15 protein-coding genes are annotated in these 15,693 nt (G+C 70.9%); 8 read left to right on the plus strand and 7 right to left on the minus strand.

All coding sequences use genetic code 11. The features are described from left to right. Nucleotides 1-74: 74 nt before the first annotated feature. The 6 genes from BJY20_RS02510 to BJY20_RS02535 all read right to left on the minus strand — a co-directional run bounded on the left by BJY20_RS02510 (nt 75) and on the right by BJY20_RS02535 (nt 7,293). Complete coding sequence (locus tag BJY20_RS02510) at nt 75-368, minus strand: DUF4190 domain-containing protein (RefSeq protein ID WP_185990083.1); 294 nt, start codon at nt 366-368, stop codon at nt 75-77. Nucleotides 369-794: 426 nt separating this feature from the next. Further along, nucleotides 795-1,952 carry an IS30 family transposase gene (locus BJY20_RS02515; RefSeq protein ID WP_185992422.1) on the minus strand — a complete coding sequence of 386 codons (1,158 nt, stop codon included), beginning with the start codon at nt 1,950-1,952 and terminating at the stop codon, nt 795-797. 371 nt (nt 1,953-2,323) lie between these two features. Further along, entirely contained in the window at nt 2,324-5,173 is a 2,850-nt protein-coding gene (gene infB / locus BJY20_RS02520) for a translation initiation factor IF-2 (protein WP_185990084.1), read from the minus strand. 96 nt (nt 5,174-5,269) lie between these two features. Next, nucleotides 5,270-5,662: a YlxR family protein gene (locus BJY20_RS15830; protein WP_343062749.1), complete on the minus strand. Its 393-nt coding sequence runs from the start codon at nt 5,660-5,662 to the stop codon at nt 5,270-5,272. Next, complete coding sequence (gene nusA / locus BJY20_RS02530; protein ID WP_185990085.1) at nt 5,659-6,756, minus strand: transcription termination factor NusA; 1,098 nt, start codon at nt 6,754-6,756, stop codon at nt 5,659-5,661. Before nusA ends, BJY20_RS15830 begins: the two co-directional genes overlap by 4 nt. 3 nt (nt 6,757-6,759) lie before the next feature. Then, nucleotides 6,760-7,293 carry a ribosome maturation factor RimP gene (locus tag BJY20_RS02535; RefSeq protein WP_185990086.1) on the minus strand — a complete coding sequence of 178 codons (534 nt, stop codon included), beginning with the start codon at nt 7,291-7,293 and terminating at the stop codon, nt 6,760-6,762. A gap of 85 nt (nt 7,294-7,378) precedes the next feature. On the opposite strand from BJY20_RS02535, the gene BJY20_RS02540 reads away from it, so the two are divergent. The 4 genes from BJY20_RS02540 to BJY20_RS02555 all read left to right on the plus strand — a co-directional run bounded on the left by BJY20_RS02540 (nt 7,379) and on the right by BJY20_RS02555 (nt 11,506). Further along, nucleotides 7,379-8,227, plus strand: coding sequence for a hypothetical protein (locus BJY20_RS02540; protein ID WP_185990087.1), 849 nt, complete (start codon nt 7,379-7,381; stop codon nt 8,225-8,227). Next, a complete protein-coding gene (locus BJY20_RS02545) occupies nt 8,224-9,120 on the plus strand; it encodes an aminoglycoside phosphotransferase family protein (RefSeq protein ID WP_185990088.1) in 897 nt (298 codons plus the stop codon). The genes BJY20_RS02540 and BJY20_RS02545 overlap by 4 nt, the downstream gene beginning before the upstream one ends. 54 nt (nt 9,121-9,174) lie before the next feature. Then, on the plus strand, nt 9,175-9,435 hold the full coding sequence (locus BJY20_RS02550; protein WP_185990089.1) for a GlsB/YeaQ/YmgE family stress response membrane protein: 261 nt from the start codon (nt 9,175-9,177) through the stop codon (nt 9,433-9,435). A 76-nt stretch (nt 9,436-9,511) separates the two neighbouring features. After that, the gene (locus BJY20_RS02555) at nt 9,512-11,506 is read left to right on the plus strand and encodes a thioredoxin domain-containing protein (RefSeq protein WP_185990090.1); all 1,995 of its coding nucleotides are present in this window, start codon (nt 9,512-9,514) and stop codon (nt 11,504-11,506) included. Nucleotides 11,507-11,509: 3 nt separating this feature from the next. On the opposite strand, the gene BJY20_RS02560 is transcribed toward BJY20_RS02555, so the two are convergent. Next, nucleotides 11,510-12,112 carry a histidine phosphatase family protein gene (locus BJY20_RS02560; protein ID WP_185990091.1) on the minus strand — a complete coding sequence of 201 codons (603 nt, stop codon included), beginning with the start codon at nt 12,110-12,112 and terminating at the stop codon, nt 11,510-11,512. Nucleotides 12,113-12,150: 38 nt separating this feature from the next. On the opposite strand from BJY20_RS02560, the gene BJY20_RS02565 reads away from it, so the two are divergent. Genes BJY20_RS02565 through BJY20_RS02580 form a run of 4 tightly spaced genes read left to right on the plus strand, consistent with a single transcriptional unit; the run spans nt 12,151 to nt 15,691 of the window. Next, a complete protein-coding gene (locus BJY20_RS02565) occupies nt 12,151-13,620 on the plus strand; it encodes a cobyric acid synthase (RefSeq protein WP_185990092.1) in 1,470 nt (489 codons plus the stop codon). Continuing rightward, a complete protein-coding gene (gene cobF / locus BJY20_RS02570; RefSeq protein ID WP_185990093.1) occupies nt 13,617-14,432 on the plus strand; it encodes a precorrin-6A synthase (deacetylating) in 816 nt (271 codons plus the stop codon). Before BJY20_RS02565 ends, cobF begins: the two co-directional genes overlap by 4 nt. 9 nt (nt 14,433-14,441) lie before the next feature. Further along, nucleotides 14,442-15,179: a mycothiol-dependent nitroreductase Rv2466c family protein gene (locus tag BJY20_RS02575; protein ID WP_185990094.1), complete on the plus strand. Its 738-nt coding sequence runs from the start codon at nt 14,442-14,444 to the stop codon at nt 15,177-15,179. Nucleotides 15,180-15,199: 20 nt separating this feature from the next. After that, the gene (locus BJY20_RS02580) at nt 15,200-15,691 is read left to right on the plus strand and encodes an SRPBCC family protein (protein WP_185990095.1); all 492 of its coding nucleotides are present in this window, start codon (nt 15,200-15,202) and stop codon (nt 15,689-15,691) included. The last annotated feature ends 2 nt before the right edge of the window (nt 15,692-15,693 follow it).

The following is a 15,693-nucleotide window of genomic DNA, read 5'->3' on the forward strand; positions in this document are numbered from 1 at the left end:
GCACACCTCCGGTGAGGGGCTGGGGCGGGGGACTCCCCCACGGTATGCGAAATCGAGCAGGCCGGTGACGCAGGTCAGTAGTAGCCGTTGGCACCGGCCACGATGAACCAGGTCCAGTACCCGATGCCGACCACGATCCCCAGGACACCCAGTCCGAGGCCGACCAGCGCCATCGTCCGGCTGTTGGCGTCTCCGGCGGTATCGGCGCTCTTCTTGCCGAAGGCGCCGAGCACGATCGCGCCGATGGACACCACGAAGCACATGCACGAGCACAGGCCGATGACGCCGACCACCAGCGAGGCGATCGACAGGATCAGGGGGTTCTTGTCCCCCGGGCCGCGGCTGCCCGGGGCGGGCGGCGGGGTCATCGGCGGCTGACCGCCCGAGCCGTACGGGGACTGGCCGTAGGTCGGAGCTCCCGAGGGCGGGGGCGGGCCGGTCGGGCCACCGTAGGGCGGTCCCGCAGGAGCGCCGTACGGCGGCTGCGCCGGAGTACCGGGCGGGGGCGGCGGCGGACCGGCCGGTGGCCCCGAGGGCGGACCGGCCGGACCCTGGCCGGGGGTGGGTTCTCCTGGTTCGGAGGAGCCGTACGGCGGGTTCCCGCCCGGGCCGGGCGGCGGAGGGGGTGGCGTCGTCATGCGCACACCCTACGCACCACGCGGGGCCATCGGAGCCACCGGCGGGGATGACGAAAGGCGCCGTCCTGAGGTGCGACGGAGGAGCCACGAAGGGGGGCCGGTCAGCTCGGCGGATTCACGGGGTGCTCGCAACACCGTGTGTTTTTGTCTTGGTGGTTAGGCGCTTTGAAGTAGATCACGAAGACGCTCGGCTGGGGTTGCCCAGTCGAGCGTCTTTCGTGGTCTGGCGTTGAGTTCTTGGGCGACGTACTCCAGCTCTTCAGGGCCGTGGACGCTCAGGTCGGTGCCCTTGGGGAAGTACTGGCGCAGCAGCCCGTTGGTGTTCTCGTTGCTGCCGCGCTGCCAGGGTGAGGCCGGGTCACAGAAGTAGACCGGCATGTTGGTGGTCATCGTGAACGAGGCGTGTGCGGCCATCTCGGCGCCCTGGTCCCAGGTCAATGACCCACGTAGATGCCCCGGAAGGTCGTTCACGGCTGCCACGAGCTGGTCACGCACGGTGAGCGCGTCATGACGTTCAGGTAGGTGCAGCAGCATCACGTACCGGGTGGCGCGTTCGACCAGTGTCCCGATCGCTGAGCCACTGTCTTTGCCGATGATCAGATCGCCCTCCCAGTGGCCCGGGATCGCCCGGTCGGCGATGCACGCCGGCCGGTCACTGATCATTACCATCTCGTCGACGAACCGCGGACGACGCACCCCACGGTCCTGTGGCTTACGCATCGCCCGCCCGGTGCGCAACGCGGCCTGGACCTCGCGTTTGAGTCCACCACGGGCCTGGAAGTACAAGGCCTGGTAGATCGTTTCGTGGCTCACGCGCATGCTCTCGTCGTCGGGATGGTCGATCTTGAGCCTGTTACTGATCTGCTCCGGGGACAACTTCCGTGCCAGCGCGGCAACGACATACTCACGCAGCCGACCCGGCGCGGCCAGCTTCGAAGGCTTGGGCCGGACACGCCCGTTCATCGACTGGTGATGCCCTTGGTAGGGCGAGTACCCGCCCGTGGCGTCACGGTGGGCGGCGACCTCCCGAGTGATCGTCGAGGGCGCCCGGCCCAGACCCACCGCGATCGAACGCATCGAGACGCCCTGCTTGACCCCATCGGCGATGGCCAGCCGCTCCTGCAGCGACAACAGCCGGCCCGTGCCCACCACTTGATCCATGGGCTTGTTCATAGCCGGGCGTTTGGCCGGTGGGCCGGTGACGCGCCCATCGGGATAGATCTTTCGACCGTGGCTGCGCCGGACCCCGCGCTTCCAGTACCGACCCGTATCGAGGGACACGCCGACTCGGCGGGCCGCGAGGGAGTGGTGCATGCCCTCGGCCAGCAGTCGGTCGAACTCTGCCCGGGCCTTGGGCTTGCCCAACGGCAACGGCGCAGCCGGAACAAGGCCGGCCCCTACCAACAATCGACGAGCCAACCCGTGCGATCGGCCCACTGCGCGCGCAGCCGCACCGATCGATCCCTCTCGCTCGAAGACGGTCACCACCTGGGCGATCAGCTCCGGCGTGACCTCAACAGGACGTCCTCGCCCCTGGGAAACAGACATGGTCCTCGCAACTCCTCAGATCGAGGTGTTGCGAGGACCATGTGAACCGAAGCTCTCGCCGGCCGGCCCCCCTTCGAGGCTCGCGCCCGGGGGCGCTCACACCTCAGGACACCGCCTTCGTCGGTGGTACCGCTCGATCAGACGCGGGGCTTCTCGCGCATCTCGTAGGTGGTGATCAGGTCACCGTTCTGGACGTCGTTGAAGCTGCCCAGGTTGATACCGCACTCGAAGCCCTCGCGGACCTCGGTGACGTCGTCCTTGAAGCGGCGCAGACCGGTCAGCTCGAGGCCCTCGGTGATCACGACACCGTCGCGGGTGATGCGCGCCTTGGCGCCTCGCTTGATCAGGCCGCCGCGGACGATCGAACCGGCGATGTTGCCGAACTTGCTGGAGCGGAAGACCTCGCGGATCTCCGCCGAGCCGAGCTCGACCTCCTCGTACTCCGGCTTGAGCATGCCCTTCAGGGCCTGCTCGATCTCCTCGATGGCCTGGTAGATCACGCCGTAGTAGCGGATCTCCACGCCCTCGCGGTCGGCGACCTCGGCGTTCTGCCCCTCGGCCCGCACGTTGAAGCCGAGGATGATCGCGTCGGAGGCCATGGCCAGGTTGATGTTGTTCAGCGTGATCGCGCCGACGCCACGGTCGATGATCCGCAGATCGACCTCCTCGCCGACATCGATCTGCAGGAGGGCGTCCTCCAGCGCCTCGACCGAACCCGACACATCACCCTTGATGATGAGGTTGAGGGTGTCGATCTTGCCGGCGGCGATGACCTGGTCGAGGTCCTCGAGGCTGATCCGCTTGCGGGCCTTGGCCAGGCTGGCCTGGCGGTCGGCTGCCTCACGCTTCTCGGCGATCTGGCGCGCAGTGCGGTCATCGGGTGCGACGACGAAGGTGTCGCCGGCCCGCGGCACGGACGAGAGCCCGAGCACCTGGACCGGACGGGACGGGCCCGCTTCCTTCACCTGGTTGCCGTGCTCGTCGAGCATGGCTCGCACGCGGCCGTGGGCCGACCCGGTGACGATGGCGTCACCGACGTGCAGCGTGCCCGACTGGACGAGGACGGTCGCCGTGGCGCCGCGGCCCTTGTCCAGGTTGGCCTCGATCGCGACACCACGGGCGTCCCGGTCGGGGTTGGCCCGCATGTCCAGGGCCGCGTCCGCCGTGAGCAGGACCGCCTCGAGCAGGGCGTCGATGTTCTGGCTCTGCTTGGCCGAGACGTCGACGAACATCGTCTCGCCGCCGTACTCCTCGGCCACGAGGTTGTACTCGGTCAGCTGACCGCGCACCTTCGCCGGGTCCGCGCCCTCGACGTCCACCTTGTTGACCGCGACGACGATCGGCACGTCGGCGGCCTGGGCGTGGTTGAGCGCCTCGATGGTCTGCGGCATGACGCCGTCGTCGGCAGCCACCACGAGGATCGCGATGTCGGTGACCTTCGCACCACGGGCACGCATGGCGGTGAACGCCTCGTGACCGGGGGTGTCGATGAAGGTCAGCGCACGCTCGGCGCCCTCGTGCTCGGTCTGGATCTGGTAGGCACCGATGTGCTGCGTGATGCCACCGGCCTCGCTGCCACCGGTGTCGGCGTTGCGGACGGCGTCCAGCAGGCGCGTCTTTCCGTGGTCGACGTGACCCATGACGGTGACGACCGGCGGGCGGGCCTGCAGGTCCTCCTCGTCCTCGTCCTCGATACCGATGTCCAGGTCGACGTCGAAGGACTCGAAGAGCGCGCGCTCCTCCTCCTCCGGCGAGACGATCTCGATGATGTATCCGAGCTCGGCGCCGAGCAGCTGGAAGGTGTCCTCGTCCAACGACTGGGTCGCCGTGGCCATCTCACCGAGGTTGAACATCACGGTGACCAACGAGGCGGGGTTCGCGTCGATCTTCTCCGCGAAGTCGCTCATCGAAGCGCCCTGACGCACCCGGATCTTGGTGGTGCCGTCGCCGCGGGGGACGACGACGCCGCCCACCGACGGTGCTTGCATCTTCTCGAACTCGGCGCGCTTCGCCCGCTTCGACTTGCGCTGCTTGCGCTTGCCGCCGCCACGACCGAAGGCACCCTGGGTGCCGCCACGACCACCGGGGCCACCGCGGTAGCCACCGCCGCCGGGACGGCTGCCGGGGCCAGCACCGGGACGACCACGACCGGCACCGGGACCGCCGCGACCACCGGGCCGCTGGCCCGGACGCGGGACGGCCGAGCTGGCCGGCATCATCCCGGGCGACGGACGAGCGCCGCCACCCTCGGGACGCGCACCCGGAGCAGCTGCCGCCGGACGCTGACCGCCCTGGGCACCGCCACGACCGCCGGGACGCTGCCCCGGACGGGGCATTCCCTGGCTGGAGGCGAAGGGGTTGTTGCCGGGACGAGGACCGGCGCCGCCGCCCCCTTCGCGACGGGTACCCATGCCCTGGTTGGACGCGTAGGGGTTGTTGCCCGGACGCGGGCCCGGGCGGCCTGCGCTCGGCTTGGCCTGCGTGGGACGCGGGCCGGGAGTCGGGGGCTTGGGGCCCGGCTTGGCAGCCGGGGCACCCTCGTCGGACGCCTTGGCAGCCGGCTGCTCCGGGGCGGCCGGCTCCTCCGGGGTGACAGGCTTCTCGGCGGCCGGCTGCTCAGGAGCGGCCGGGCCGGGCTTGGGTGCTGCGGGGCCGGGCGTCGGAGCCGGCGTGGCAGCGGGCTGGGACGGCTCGGCGGGAGTCGACGGCTGCGCCTGCGGCGCAGGAGCCTCGGCGGCCGGCGCCTTGGGAGCCGGCGTGGCCGGTCCCGGCTTGGCGGGTGAGGGCTTGGCCGCGGGCTTCGCGGCGGCCTTCTTCACCTTGGGATCGGGCGCAGGCGGGTTGTCCTTCACCTTGCGCACGACGGGTGCCTCGATCGTCGAGCTCGCAGACTTCACGAACTCCCCTATGTCACCCAGGTGGGTGAGCAGGGCCTTGCTGGAAACCCCGAGCTCCTTGGCGAGCTCGTGGACACGGACCTTGGCCACGTTTCTCCTTCTCTGGTCCGTCCTGAGAGAAGGCGCGGACCGTCGTCAGTTGAGGTGAATGCTCATTGCTGAGTACTCATCGGGTGCTCATCAGCGTCAAACCCGCTCTCGGCTGTGGTGCGTACGGTTGGTCGGTTCTTGCTGGTTGCTGCTGGGCTCGTCCTCGAGCCAGGCACGGACGGCGTCGGTCCCATCCACCCGCTGTCGGAACGCACGGGAGAAGGCCCGCCGCCGGACGGCGAACTCCAGGCAGGCGATGTCGGGGTGGAGCCACGCCCCACGACCCGGCACACGTCGACGCGGGTCCGGGATCGCCGTGGTCGGCCCACGATCATCCGTCACCACGACGATGCGCAGCAGTGTCGATCGGCTATCCCGTCCGCGACACCCGATGCACGTCCTGATCGGACCTGCCTGAGGTGCCTCGCACTGGAGTCCAGTCCGAGCGACGTCCACAAGTCTACCGCCTATCCGACTCGGGTCGATCACCCCGGGGACTGCCCGGGTACGGCGACGCCCCCACTGACGTCCGGAGCCGTGTCCGGGCGGATGTCGATGCGCCAGCCGGTGAGCTTGGCCGCCAGGCGGGCATTCTGCCCCTCCTTGCCGATGGCCAGCGAGAGCTGGTAATCCGGCACGACGACGCGGGCCGAGCGCAACTTGGGGTCGACGACCGTGACGGACTGCACCTTCGAGGGCGACAGGGCCGCGGAGATGAACTGCTGCGGATCCTGCGAGTAGTCGACGATGTCGATCTTCTCGCCCTGCAGGTGGCTCATGACGGCCCGCACGCGGGCACCCATCGCACCGATGCACGCGCCCTTGGCGTTCAGGCCGGGGATCTTGGAGTGGACCGCGATCTTCGTGCGGTGGCCTGCCTCACGGGCCAGGGCCGCGATCTCGACCGAGCCGTCGGCGATCTCCGGGACCTCCATCGCGAAGAGCTTGCGCACGAGGTTGGGGTGGGTGCGCGACAGGCTGATCTCGGGGCCGCGCATGCCGCGCTTGACCGCGACCACGTAGACGCGCAGCCGCTCGCCGTGGGTGTACACCTCGCCGGGGACCTGCTCGGCCGACGGGAGGATGCCCTCGACCGTGCCGAAGTCGACCAGGACGTTGCGCGGGTTGGAGCTCTGCTGGATGACGCCGGCGACGATGTCGCCCTCGCGGCCGCGGAAGTCACCGAGGACCGCGTCGTCCTCGAGGTCACGCATGCGCTGGGTGATCACTTGGCGAGCGGTCGCCGCGGCGACGCGGCCGAAGTTGTCCGGGGTGTCCTCGAACTCCGGCCCCTGCTCCCGTCGCATACGGGTGCGCATCAACGGGTTGCCGTCCTCGTCGACGGGCGGGGCCTCCCCTTCGGCCGGCTCGACCGGGACCTCCTCCTCGACCAGGTGCTCCTCGCGGGCCCAGACGATGACGTGCCCCTGCGTGCGGTCCAGCTCGACGCGGGCGTGCTTGTAGGCGCCCTCCGTGCGGTGGTATGCGCCCAGCAGGGCTGCTTCGATCGCGTCCACGAGGACGTCGAAGGGGATCTCGCGCTCACGCTCGAGCGCCTTGAGTGCGTGGATGTCGATGTCCATGGATCAGGCCTCCATCTCGGCGTCGGCATCCACCGACGTGCTCTTGGGACGGGAGAACTCCACCTGGGCGATGCCCTTGGTGATCTCCACGAACGGAATGTGGGCGGTGTGCGGCTGCTGCTTCTTCGTGCCCTTGACGTGCAGGTCGACACCGTCGGCAGTGACCGCAAGGACCCGGCCGGTCTGCTCGCCCTCGGTCAGGCGCAGCTCGACGAGGCGGGAGACGCAGCGGCGGAAGTGCACGGGCTCGGTCAGCGGGCGGTCGGTGCCGGGGGTCGAGACCTCGAGGGTGTACGGCTGGTCGCCCATGACGTCACTCGAGTCGAGTGCGTCGCTGACGAGACGAGTGGCGTCGGCGATCTCGTCGAGGGTCAGCGGCTCGACCGGGGTGTTCCCGACGACCTGCGCGACCGGTCGCTCGACGATGATCCGGGCGACGCGCCGCTTGCCGGCCGGCGTCACCGTCACCGAGTCCACGACGAAGTCGTCACCCAGTGCTGCGGACACCTGCTCGTGGACGTCTTGGTCCGGACCCATGGGAAGCCTTCCGTGTGGAGTTGCCGTGCTGGGCCGACACTCTAGTCATGATCGAGCGCCGTTGCCTCGTGCGAGGATCGTCCCCGTGCCCTCCCCACCCAGTCGTCGACGCGTGCTCGCCGGTGCCCTCGCGGCCGGTGTCACGACCCTGAGCGGCTGCGGGGTGCGGCTGGAGGACGGCGCGCCGCACATTCCCTTCGTCCCGACGAGAGAGCCGGTCCCCGGCGAGTCGGCCCTGCTGGCGATGCTGGGGGCGCTCGAGACAAGTGACGAAGAGCACGCCGGCGAGCGGGCCGATCTGCTGCGGACGGCGCTTCTGGATGCCCAGGTGCCACAGGACCTGGTCGACGGTGTCACTGCCCCGGCACCCGGGGGTGAGGTCGTCTCGGCCTTCGAGGGGTCGATCCGCGACTGCGGCCCGGGAGTGCTGCCGCTCATCGGCCGGCTGACCGCCACCCACCGGATCACCACCCACGCCCAGGAGGATCTGTGGAGCCAGCCGGGCACCAAGGCGTGGTCGACGGGCGCGGTCGCGGCCGATGCCCGGCAGGCGACCCTGGCGACGATCTACGCGCTGGACCTCATCGCTGCGCGGGCCACTGACGAGCGGATCTCGAAGCAGGTCCTCGACGCCGGCAAGGGTCTGCGCCAGCTGAGCGTGCGCCAGACGACGGCAGCGGGTGAGGCGGTGCGTCCCGCTCCCCTGGGTTACGACGTGCCCCACGAGCTGACCCCGCAGGAGGGCCGGGCACTCGGGCGGCGCTGCTTCGAGCGGTTGCTCGCGGCCTACGGGGGCACCTTCTACCGTCTGGGCGACGACCGGGCCGCGGCGCTCGAGGTGACCGAGTGGATGGTCACGGTGGAACAGCTCTCGCGTGGCCGGTTCTCGCTGGTCGTCCCGGTCCTCTACGGGGACGACCCGACCGCCTCGTGAGGGTCAAGGACGCGGCCGCGCTGGTGCCCGTGGCCTTCGCCGAGCGGATCGCCGATCTCGAGGCCGAAGGGGGCCCGCCCGGCACCGATTGGGTGGCTGCGCTCCCCCACCTGATCGTCGACGTGCTCCACGAGTGGTCCCTCGAGGTCGACGGGCCCGCGATGACCGGACGTTGCGCGCTCGTGCTGCCCGTGCGGGGTCCCGACGGCCGGGCCGCGCTCAAGCTCGGTTGGCCGCACGCCGAGGCCGAGGGTGAGCACCTCGCGCTGCGGGCCTGGGACGGACACTCGGCGGTGCGCCTGCTGGCCGCCGACCCACGCCGCTCGGTGCTGCTGCTCGAGCGCCTGACGAGCGAGGACCTCACCGACCTGTGGGACGAGGAGGCCGTCGCGGTCATCGCGGGCTTGTACCCCGACCTGCACACCGACCCGCTGCCGCAGGTGCGCACGCTCCTGCCATGGGTCCGCCAGGTCCTCTCCCGCCCGGCCGCCCGACGACTCCCCCGGCAGGTCCTCGAGCAGGCGCGGTCCACCCTTCGCTCGCTGGAGGGTGAACAGGTGCGGCTGCTGCACGGCGACCTGCACTACGCCAACGTCCTGTCCGACGGCACCGACTGGGTCGCCATCGACCCCAAGCCCGTCAACGGGCACCCCACCTGGGAGGTCGCGCCCCTGCTGTGGAACCGCTCGCAGGAGATGGGCACCGGCGCCTCGCTGCGCTGGTCGGTGCGCCGGCGGATCGAAGTGGCGTGCGCCGTCGCCGGGCTCGAGGAGGAGGTCGTCCGCCCGGTCGGCGCCCTGCGCGAGGTGGTCAATGCGATCCGGGCGCTCGAGGAGGACGACCAGGACCGGGTCTCGCTGGCGATCTCGATCATCAAGGCCCTCGGCGACTGAGGCCACCCCGGCGTGGCGCAACCCTCGAGTCGATCGGCGGTCTAGGATCCAGCCATGCTTCTCATCGGCCTCATTCTCTTCGGCATGATCATCGGTGCCGGGGCACAGTTGCTGCTCGGACGGGAGCATGGCGCCATCGATTGGACCGTGGCGATCGTCAGCGGACTCCTCGGATCCTTCGTCGGCGGCCTGCTGAGCAGTGTGTTGGCCGGAGACGGCTTGGAGCTGCGGGCCAGCGGACTCATCGGCTCACTCGTCGGTGCCGTGATCGTGACCGCAGGCTGGCGCTGGTACGTGGCGCGGCCACGGGCGTAGTCCACTACGTCCCACCCGACGCCGCCACGCGACGCCGCCACCCGACGGCGTGCGCAGCGGGTGAGACGGTGGAGGAATGGCCAACCGACTCACCGACAGCCTCTCCCCCTACCTGCGCCAGCACGCCGACAACCCGGTCGACTGGTTCGAGTGGGGCGAGGAGGCCTTCGCGCAGGCGCGGCGACGGGACGTACCGATCTTCCTGTCGGTGGGCTACGCCGCGTGCCACTGGTGCCACGTCATGGCGCACGAGTGCTTCGAGGACGAGCAGGTCGCCCGGGCGCTGAATGCCGGCTGGGTCAGCGTCAAGGTCGACCGCGAGGAGCGGCCGGACATCGACGCGGTCTACATGCTCGCGACGCAGGCGATGACCGGGCAGGGCGGTTGGCCGATGACCGTGCTCATCACGCCGGACGGCGAGCCCTTCTTCGCCGGGACCTACCTGCCCAAGCCGCAGCTGCTGCAGCTGCTCGACGCCGCGGGCACCGCCTGGCGCGAGGACCACGAGCGCCTGATGGCGAGCGCGTCGAGCATCGCCGGCCAGCTCGCGGGCATCGCGGACCCCGGCCCCGGCACCCCCGTCGACGAGGAGCAGGTGGCCCTGGCCGTGCACTCGCTGCGCACGAACTTCGACGACGCCCGGGCCGGCTTCGGCGGGGCCCCGAAGTTCCCGCCGTCGATGACCCTGGAGCACCTGCTGCGCCACCATGCCCGCACCGGGGACGCCGACGCCCTCGCGATGGTCGAGCGCACCTGCGAGGCGATGGCCCGCGGCGGGATCCACGACCAGCTCGCGGGCAGCTTCGCGCGCTACAGCGTCGACTCGCAGTGGGTCGTCCCCCACTTCGAGAAGATGCTCTACGACAACGCGCTCCTGCTGCGCGTCTACACCCACTGGTACCGCCAGACCGGCTCTCCGCTCGCGGCCCGGGTCGCCGGGAGCACCGCGGACTTCCTGCTGCGCGATCTGCGCACCGGCGATGGAGGCTTCGCCTCCGCGCTCGACGCGGACACCAGCGTCGACGGGCACTCCGTCGAGGGCGCCACGTACGTGTGGACGCCGGCGCAGCTGGTCGAGGTGCTCGGCCAGGACGACGGCGCCCGTGCGGCACGGCTGCTGGAGGTCACCCCGGAGGGGACCTTCGAGCACGGGGCGTCGACGCTGCAGCTGCTGCACGACCCCCACGACCCGCAGTGGTGGGAGGACGTGCGCACCCGGCTCCTGACTGCGCGTGACGAGCGCCCCCAGCCCGCCCTCGACGGCAAGGTCGTCACCAGCTGGAACGGTCTGGCCATCGCGGCCCTGGCCGACACCGGCGTCACCCTGCAGCGTCCTGAGCTCGTCGAGGCAGCCGCAACCGCGGCGCGGCTCGTCCTGGCGGAGCACCTCGTCGACGGCCGCCTGCGCCGCACGTCGCTCGCCGGTCGGGTCGGCGGCGCCCCTGCGGTCCTCGACGACCACGGCAACCTCGCGGAGGGCCTGCTCGCCCTGCACCGCGCGACCGGCGAGACCGCCTGGCTCGAGCAGGCCGCGAGGATCCTCGATCTGGCCGTCCGCCACTTCCACGACGCCGACGGCTGGCACGACACCCCGGTCGACGGTGAGGCCCTCATCACCCGTCCGCGCGGCCGCACCGACAACGCGGAGCCCTCGGGCGTCTCCGCGATCGCCGGCGCGCTCCTGACCCATTCGGCCCTGGCCGGCGACACCGGGTACCGGGCGCTCGCCGAGGAGGCCGTCGCCTCCCAGTCGCGGATCATCACCCACGACCCGCGCTTCGCGGGGTGGGCGCTGGCCCAGGCCGAGGCGATGCTCGACGGTCCCCGCCAGGTCGCGATCGTCGGCGAGGACGAAGGGGGGAGCGGCCCCCTTCGTGCCGTGGCGCAGGCCTCCCCCGCACCTGGTCTCGTCATCGTCACCGGCCCACCGGATGCTCCCGGCGAACCGCTGCTCGCCGACCGTCCCCTCGTGGACGGCCTGACCACGGCGTACGTGTGCCGAGGATTCGTGTGCGACCGGCCGGTCACCGATGCCGAGTCGCTGCAGCAGGCGCTGGCCCGCGACGCGTGAGGCTCAGCGTCCGACGTCGAGGGTGGTGATCGAGCCCGGCGTGACCGGCTCGTCCCAGTCGATCTCGCGGTGCGAGCGCTGACGCAGCCACGCGAGCGAGGCACGGATCGTGTGCTCGTGACTGATGACGACGAGGTGCTCGGGCTGCTCGATCAGAGCGGGCGCGAACCATTCCCCGACGCGGTCGTGGACGTCGCGCATCGACTCGCCACCTCCCCAGCGCACCTCGCTGATGTGCTGCCCCTCGGGCACTTCCCGGGCGGTCAGCGAATCGGCCCGCTCCCCCTCCAGGTCGCCGAGGGCCTGCTCGCGCAGGCCGGTCTCGTTGCGCACGGAGGCGCTCCACCCACCCGGACGCAGGGCCACGGAGATGATCTCCGCGGTCTGCAGCGCCCGCATCAGGTCGCTGCTCCACAGGCAGAGGTCGCGGTATCCGCCGGGCGCCCCCAGGAGCGCCGCCAGCGCCAGGCCCGCGCGGGCGGCATCGGCCCGGCCCGACTCGGTCAGGACCGGCTCCTCCACTCCCCGGTGGGCACCCTGGATGATCCGGTCACGGTTCCATGTGGACTCCCCATGACGGATCAGGTGCACGTGGGTCGAGGTCACGGGCCCCACGCTAGCCCGCCCTCGTAGAGTTACCGCTCGTGAGTGGACTGCTGATCACCGGGACATCCTCCGATGCGGGGAAGTCACTCGTCGTCACCGGCCTGTGCCGCGTCCTCGCCCGGCGCGGCATGTCGGTCGCGCCGTACAAGGCACAGAACATGTCCAACCACTCGATGGTCTGCCACGACGGGAGCGAGATCGGTCGCGCCCAGTACCTGCAGGCACAGGCAGCGGGGGTCGAGGCCACCTCTGCGATGAACCCGGTGCTGCTCAAGCCGGGCAGCGACCGGCGGGCGCACGTGGTCGTGCGGGGACGGCCGGCGGGTGAGCTCGTGGCCGGCGAGTACGCGACCGGTCGACGGCATCTGGCGCAGGCGGCCTTCGCCGCGTACGAGGAGCTCTCGCAAGCCCACGACGTCATCGTCTGCGAGGGCGCCGGCTCCCCCGCGGAGATCAATCTGCGCGCCGGTGACTACGTCAACCTCGGTCTGGCGCAACGCTTCTCGATGCCCACGGTACTCGTCGGCGACATCGACCGGGGCGGCGTGCTCGCCGCGCTCTACGGGACGTGGGCGCTGGTGTCGCAGGAGGACCGGCCGTTGCTCGCGGCGTACCTCATCAACAAGTTCCGCGGGGACGCCTCGGTGCTCGAGTCGGGGCTGGCGGAGATCACCCGGCGTACGGGGATGCCCTCGCTCGGGGTCCTGCCGTGGCTGGAGGACGTGTGGCTGGATTCCGAGGACGGGCTGACGACCGGCGCGTGGTCCAGCGACGACGGCGTGCCCGCCGAGCGGCGGCTGACCGTCGCGGCGATCCGCCTGCCACGCACCTCCAATGCCACCGACGTGGACGCCCTCGCGGCCGAACCGGGCGTGGACGTGCTGGTCACCCGTGACGTCGACACCGCCCGCGAGGCGGACCTGCTCGTGCTGCCCGGGACACGCGCGACGGTCTCCGATCTGGCATGGCTGCGGCGCTCCGGCCTGGCCGACGTCGTCGTCGAGCGGGCGCGGCGCGGTGCGCCGGTGCTGGGCATCTGCGGCGGCTACCAGATGCTGCTGGACGAGATCGCTGACACCGTGGAGGGCGAAGGCAGCGGTGCCGGCTCTCCCGAGGCGGTCCCCGGCCTCGGCGTGCTGCCCGGACGGGTCGCCTTCAGCGAGGAGAAGGTCCTCGCGCGACCGTCCGGGTCATGGCGTGGGCACCACGTCGAGGGCTACGAGATCCACCACGGGGTGGTCACCCCGACCGGTGGCGAGGACTTCCCGGGTGGTCACGCGGTCGGACCCGTCCGTGGGTCGATCTGGCACGGGACGCTGGAGTGCGACGGCTTCCGGCACGCCCTCCTGGCGGACGTCGCGGCCACGACCGGGTCGCCCTGGTCCGCACCTGCCGGGGGGACCCCCTTCGTCGCACGGCGGGAGCGGATGATCGACACCCTCGCCGATGCCATCGAGACCCATGTCGACGTCGATGCCCTGCTGTCGCTGATCGAGGAGAACCGATGAAGGACACCACGGCCCGTGGAAGCCGTGCCCGATCAATTCAGGTGATCGGCATCGGTGCCGGATCCCCCGAGCACGTGACCGCCGAAGCAGCGGCCGCGCTGGCCGAGGTCGACGTCTTCCTCGTGGCGGACAAGGGCGGCGCGAAGGACGAGCTGGTGGCCGTGCGGCGCGCGATCTGCGACCGGTTCGTCCCGGCCGGGCACCGCTACGACTTCGTGACCGTGCCGGACCCGAAACGCGGCCCGGACACGCAGCGCGACTCCGCGCAGTACGCACAAGGGGTGCACGACTGGCACTCCGCGCGCACCGACGCCTACGTGCGGATCATCGAGGACATGCCGGAGGACGCGGTCGTCGGTTTCCTCGTGTGGGGCGACCCGGCCTTCTACGACAGCACGATCCGCATCGTCGACGCGATCGGCGAGCGGATCCCCACCACGGTCCGTGTCATCCCGGGGATCTCCGCCTTCCAGACCCTGGCCGCCGCCCACGGGATCGTGTTGCACCGCGTCGGTGAACCGGTGCACGTCACGACCGGTCGTCGCCTCGTCCAGGAGTGGACCCGGGCGGAGGCGTCCGGGCTCACTCTCGGCACGGTCGTCGTCATGCTCGACGGCCACCTGCACTGCCGCGAGCTCGCCACCACCCACCCGGACACGCTCATCCACTGGGGCGCCTACGTCGGCATGCCCCAGCAGGTGCTGCGCTCGGGTCGTCTGGCGGACGTCATCGACGAGCTCGCCGCCCTGCGTGTCCGGCTGCGCGAGGAGCACGGCTGGGTGATGGACGTCTACGCCCTGACGCCGTTCTAGGGTGGGGAGATGGACGCCGACATCAACTTCTACTTCGATCCGGTCTGCCCCTTCGCCTGGATGACCAGCAAGTGGGTGCGCCAGGTGCAGGCGCAACGTGACTACACCGTGGACTGGCGATTCATCTCGTTGCGGCTGGTCAATGCCGAGGTCGACTACGACGCGCAGTTCCCCCCGGAGTACGAGGCCGGGCACACGGCCGGCCTGCGGCTGCTGCGGGTGGCCGCCCGGGCCCGTGCGGAGCACGGTCGTGCGGCGATGGCACCGCTGTATGCGGCCTTCGGGGCGCGCATCTTCGACACCGCACCGGACCCCGTCGACGATCGCCCGGAGGCCACGCGGCGCGAGCGGCGCGGGACGCGGGAGTTCGTGGAGCCGATCCTGGCCGAGGCGGGTCTGCCGCTTGCGCTGGCGGCGGCCGTCGACGAGGAGTCGTGGGACCACGAGATCCGGCAGGAGACCGACGAGGCGCTGTCCCTGACGGGCAAGGACGTGGGCACGCCCATCATCCACTTCCAGCCACCCGAGGGGGTGGCCTTCTTCGGCCCGGTGATCTCTCGCCTACCCAGCCGCGACTCTGCTGTGGAGTTGTGGGACCACGTGACCGGACTGGCGGCCTTCCCGGGGTTCGCCGAGCTCAAGCGCAGCCTGCGTGAGCTGCCGCAGCTGGCCGGGCTCGGTGTCGAGGAGGGCACGACCGGTCAGCAGGAGGACTGGCACGGCGGCAGCCGTCGCCAGAAGAAGTGATCGATGGACGGGAGAGCAGCATGAGCACCACGGGTACGCGCAGCCACCAGGAGTCCGTCACCGTCCGAGCGTCGCCCGAGGCGCTCTACGACCTGGTCTCGGACATCACCCGCACGGGCGAATGGAGTCCGGTGTGCACCTCGTGCTGGTGGGACGAGGACGTCGACACCCCCGGCGTGGGAGCGTGGTTCACCGGTCACAACGAGCTGCCCGACCGCACGTGGGAGACCCGCTCGCTCGTGGTGGCCGCGGAGCGCGGCCACGAGTTCGCGTGGCTGGTGGGCGGCAGCTACGTGCGCTGGGGCTTCAGCTTCACCCCGACGCGGGAGGGGACCCGCCTGACCGAGTCCTGGGAGTTCCTTGATGACGGGATCGCGATGTTCCGGGAGAAGTTCGGCGACCGGGCGGACCTGGAGATCGCCGAACGCACGGAGCAGGCCCTGGCAGGCATCCCGCGGACGCTCGCCGCGATCCAGCAGATCGCCGAGAGGGGCGGCACCGGGGCGAGCTGACT

The organism is Janibacter cremeus, from assembly GCF_013409205.1.
Classification (GTDB): Bacteria; Actinomycetota; Actinomycetes; order Actinomycetales; family Dermatophilaceae; genus Janibacter; species Janibacter cremeus.

Excerpts from the sequence above, each read along its gene's own strand:
- BJY20_RS02510 (WP_185990083.1), bottom strand. The coding sequence starts at position 368 with ATGACCCCGCCGCCCGCCCCGGGCAGCCGCGGCCCGGGGGACAAGAAC.
- BJY20_RS02515 (WP_185992422.1), bottom strand. The coding sequence starts at position 1,952 with ATGCACCACTCCCTCGCGGCCCGCCGAGTCGGCGTGTCCCTCGATACG.
- nusA (WP_185990085.1), bottom strand. The coding sequence starts at position 6,756 with ATGGACATCGACATCCACGCACTCAAGGCGCTCGAGCGTGAGCGCGAG.
- BJY20_RS02535 (WP_185990086.1), bottom strand. The coding sequence starts at position 7,293 with ATGGGTCCGGACCAAGACGTCCACGAGCAGGTGTCCGCAGCACTGGGT.
- BJY20_RS02550 (WP_185990089.1), top strand. The coding sequence starts at position 9,175 with ATGCTTCTCATCGGCCTCATTCTCTTCGGCATGATCATCGGTGCCGGG.
- BJY20_RS02555 (WP_185990090.1), top strand. The coding sequence starts at position 9,512 with ATGGCCAACCGACTCACCGACAGCCTCTCCCCCTACCTGCGCCAGCAC.
- cobF (WP_185990093.1), top strand. The coding sequence starts at position 13,617 with ATGAAGGACACCACGGCCCGTGGAAGCCGTGCCCGATCAATTCAGGTG.
- BJY20_RS02575 (WP_185990094.1), top strand. The coding sequence starts at position 14,442 with ATGGACGCCGACATCAACTTCTACTTCGATCCGGTCTGCCCCTTCGCC.
- BJY20_RS02580 (WP_185990095.1), top strand. The coding sequence starts at position 15,200 with ATGAGCACCACGGGTACGCGCAGCCACCAGGAGTCCGTCACCGTCCGA.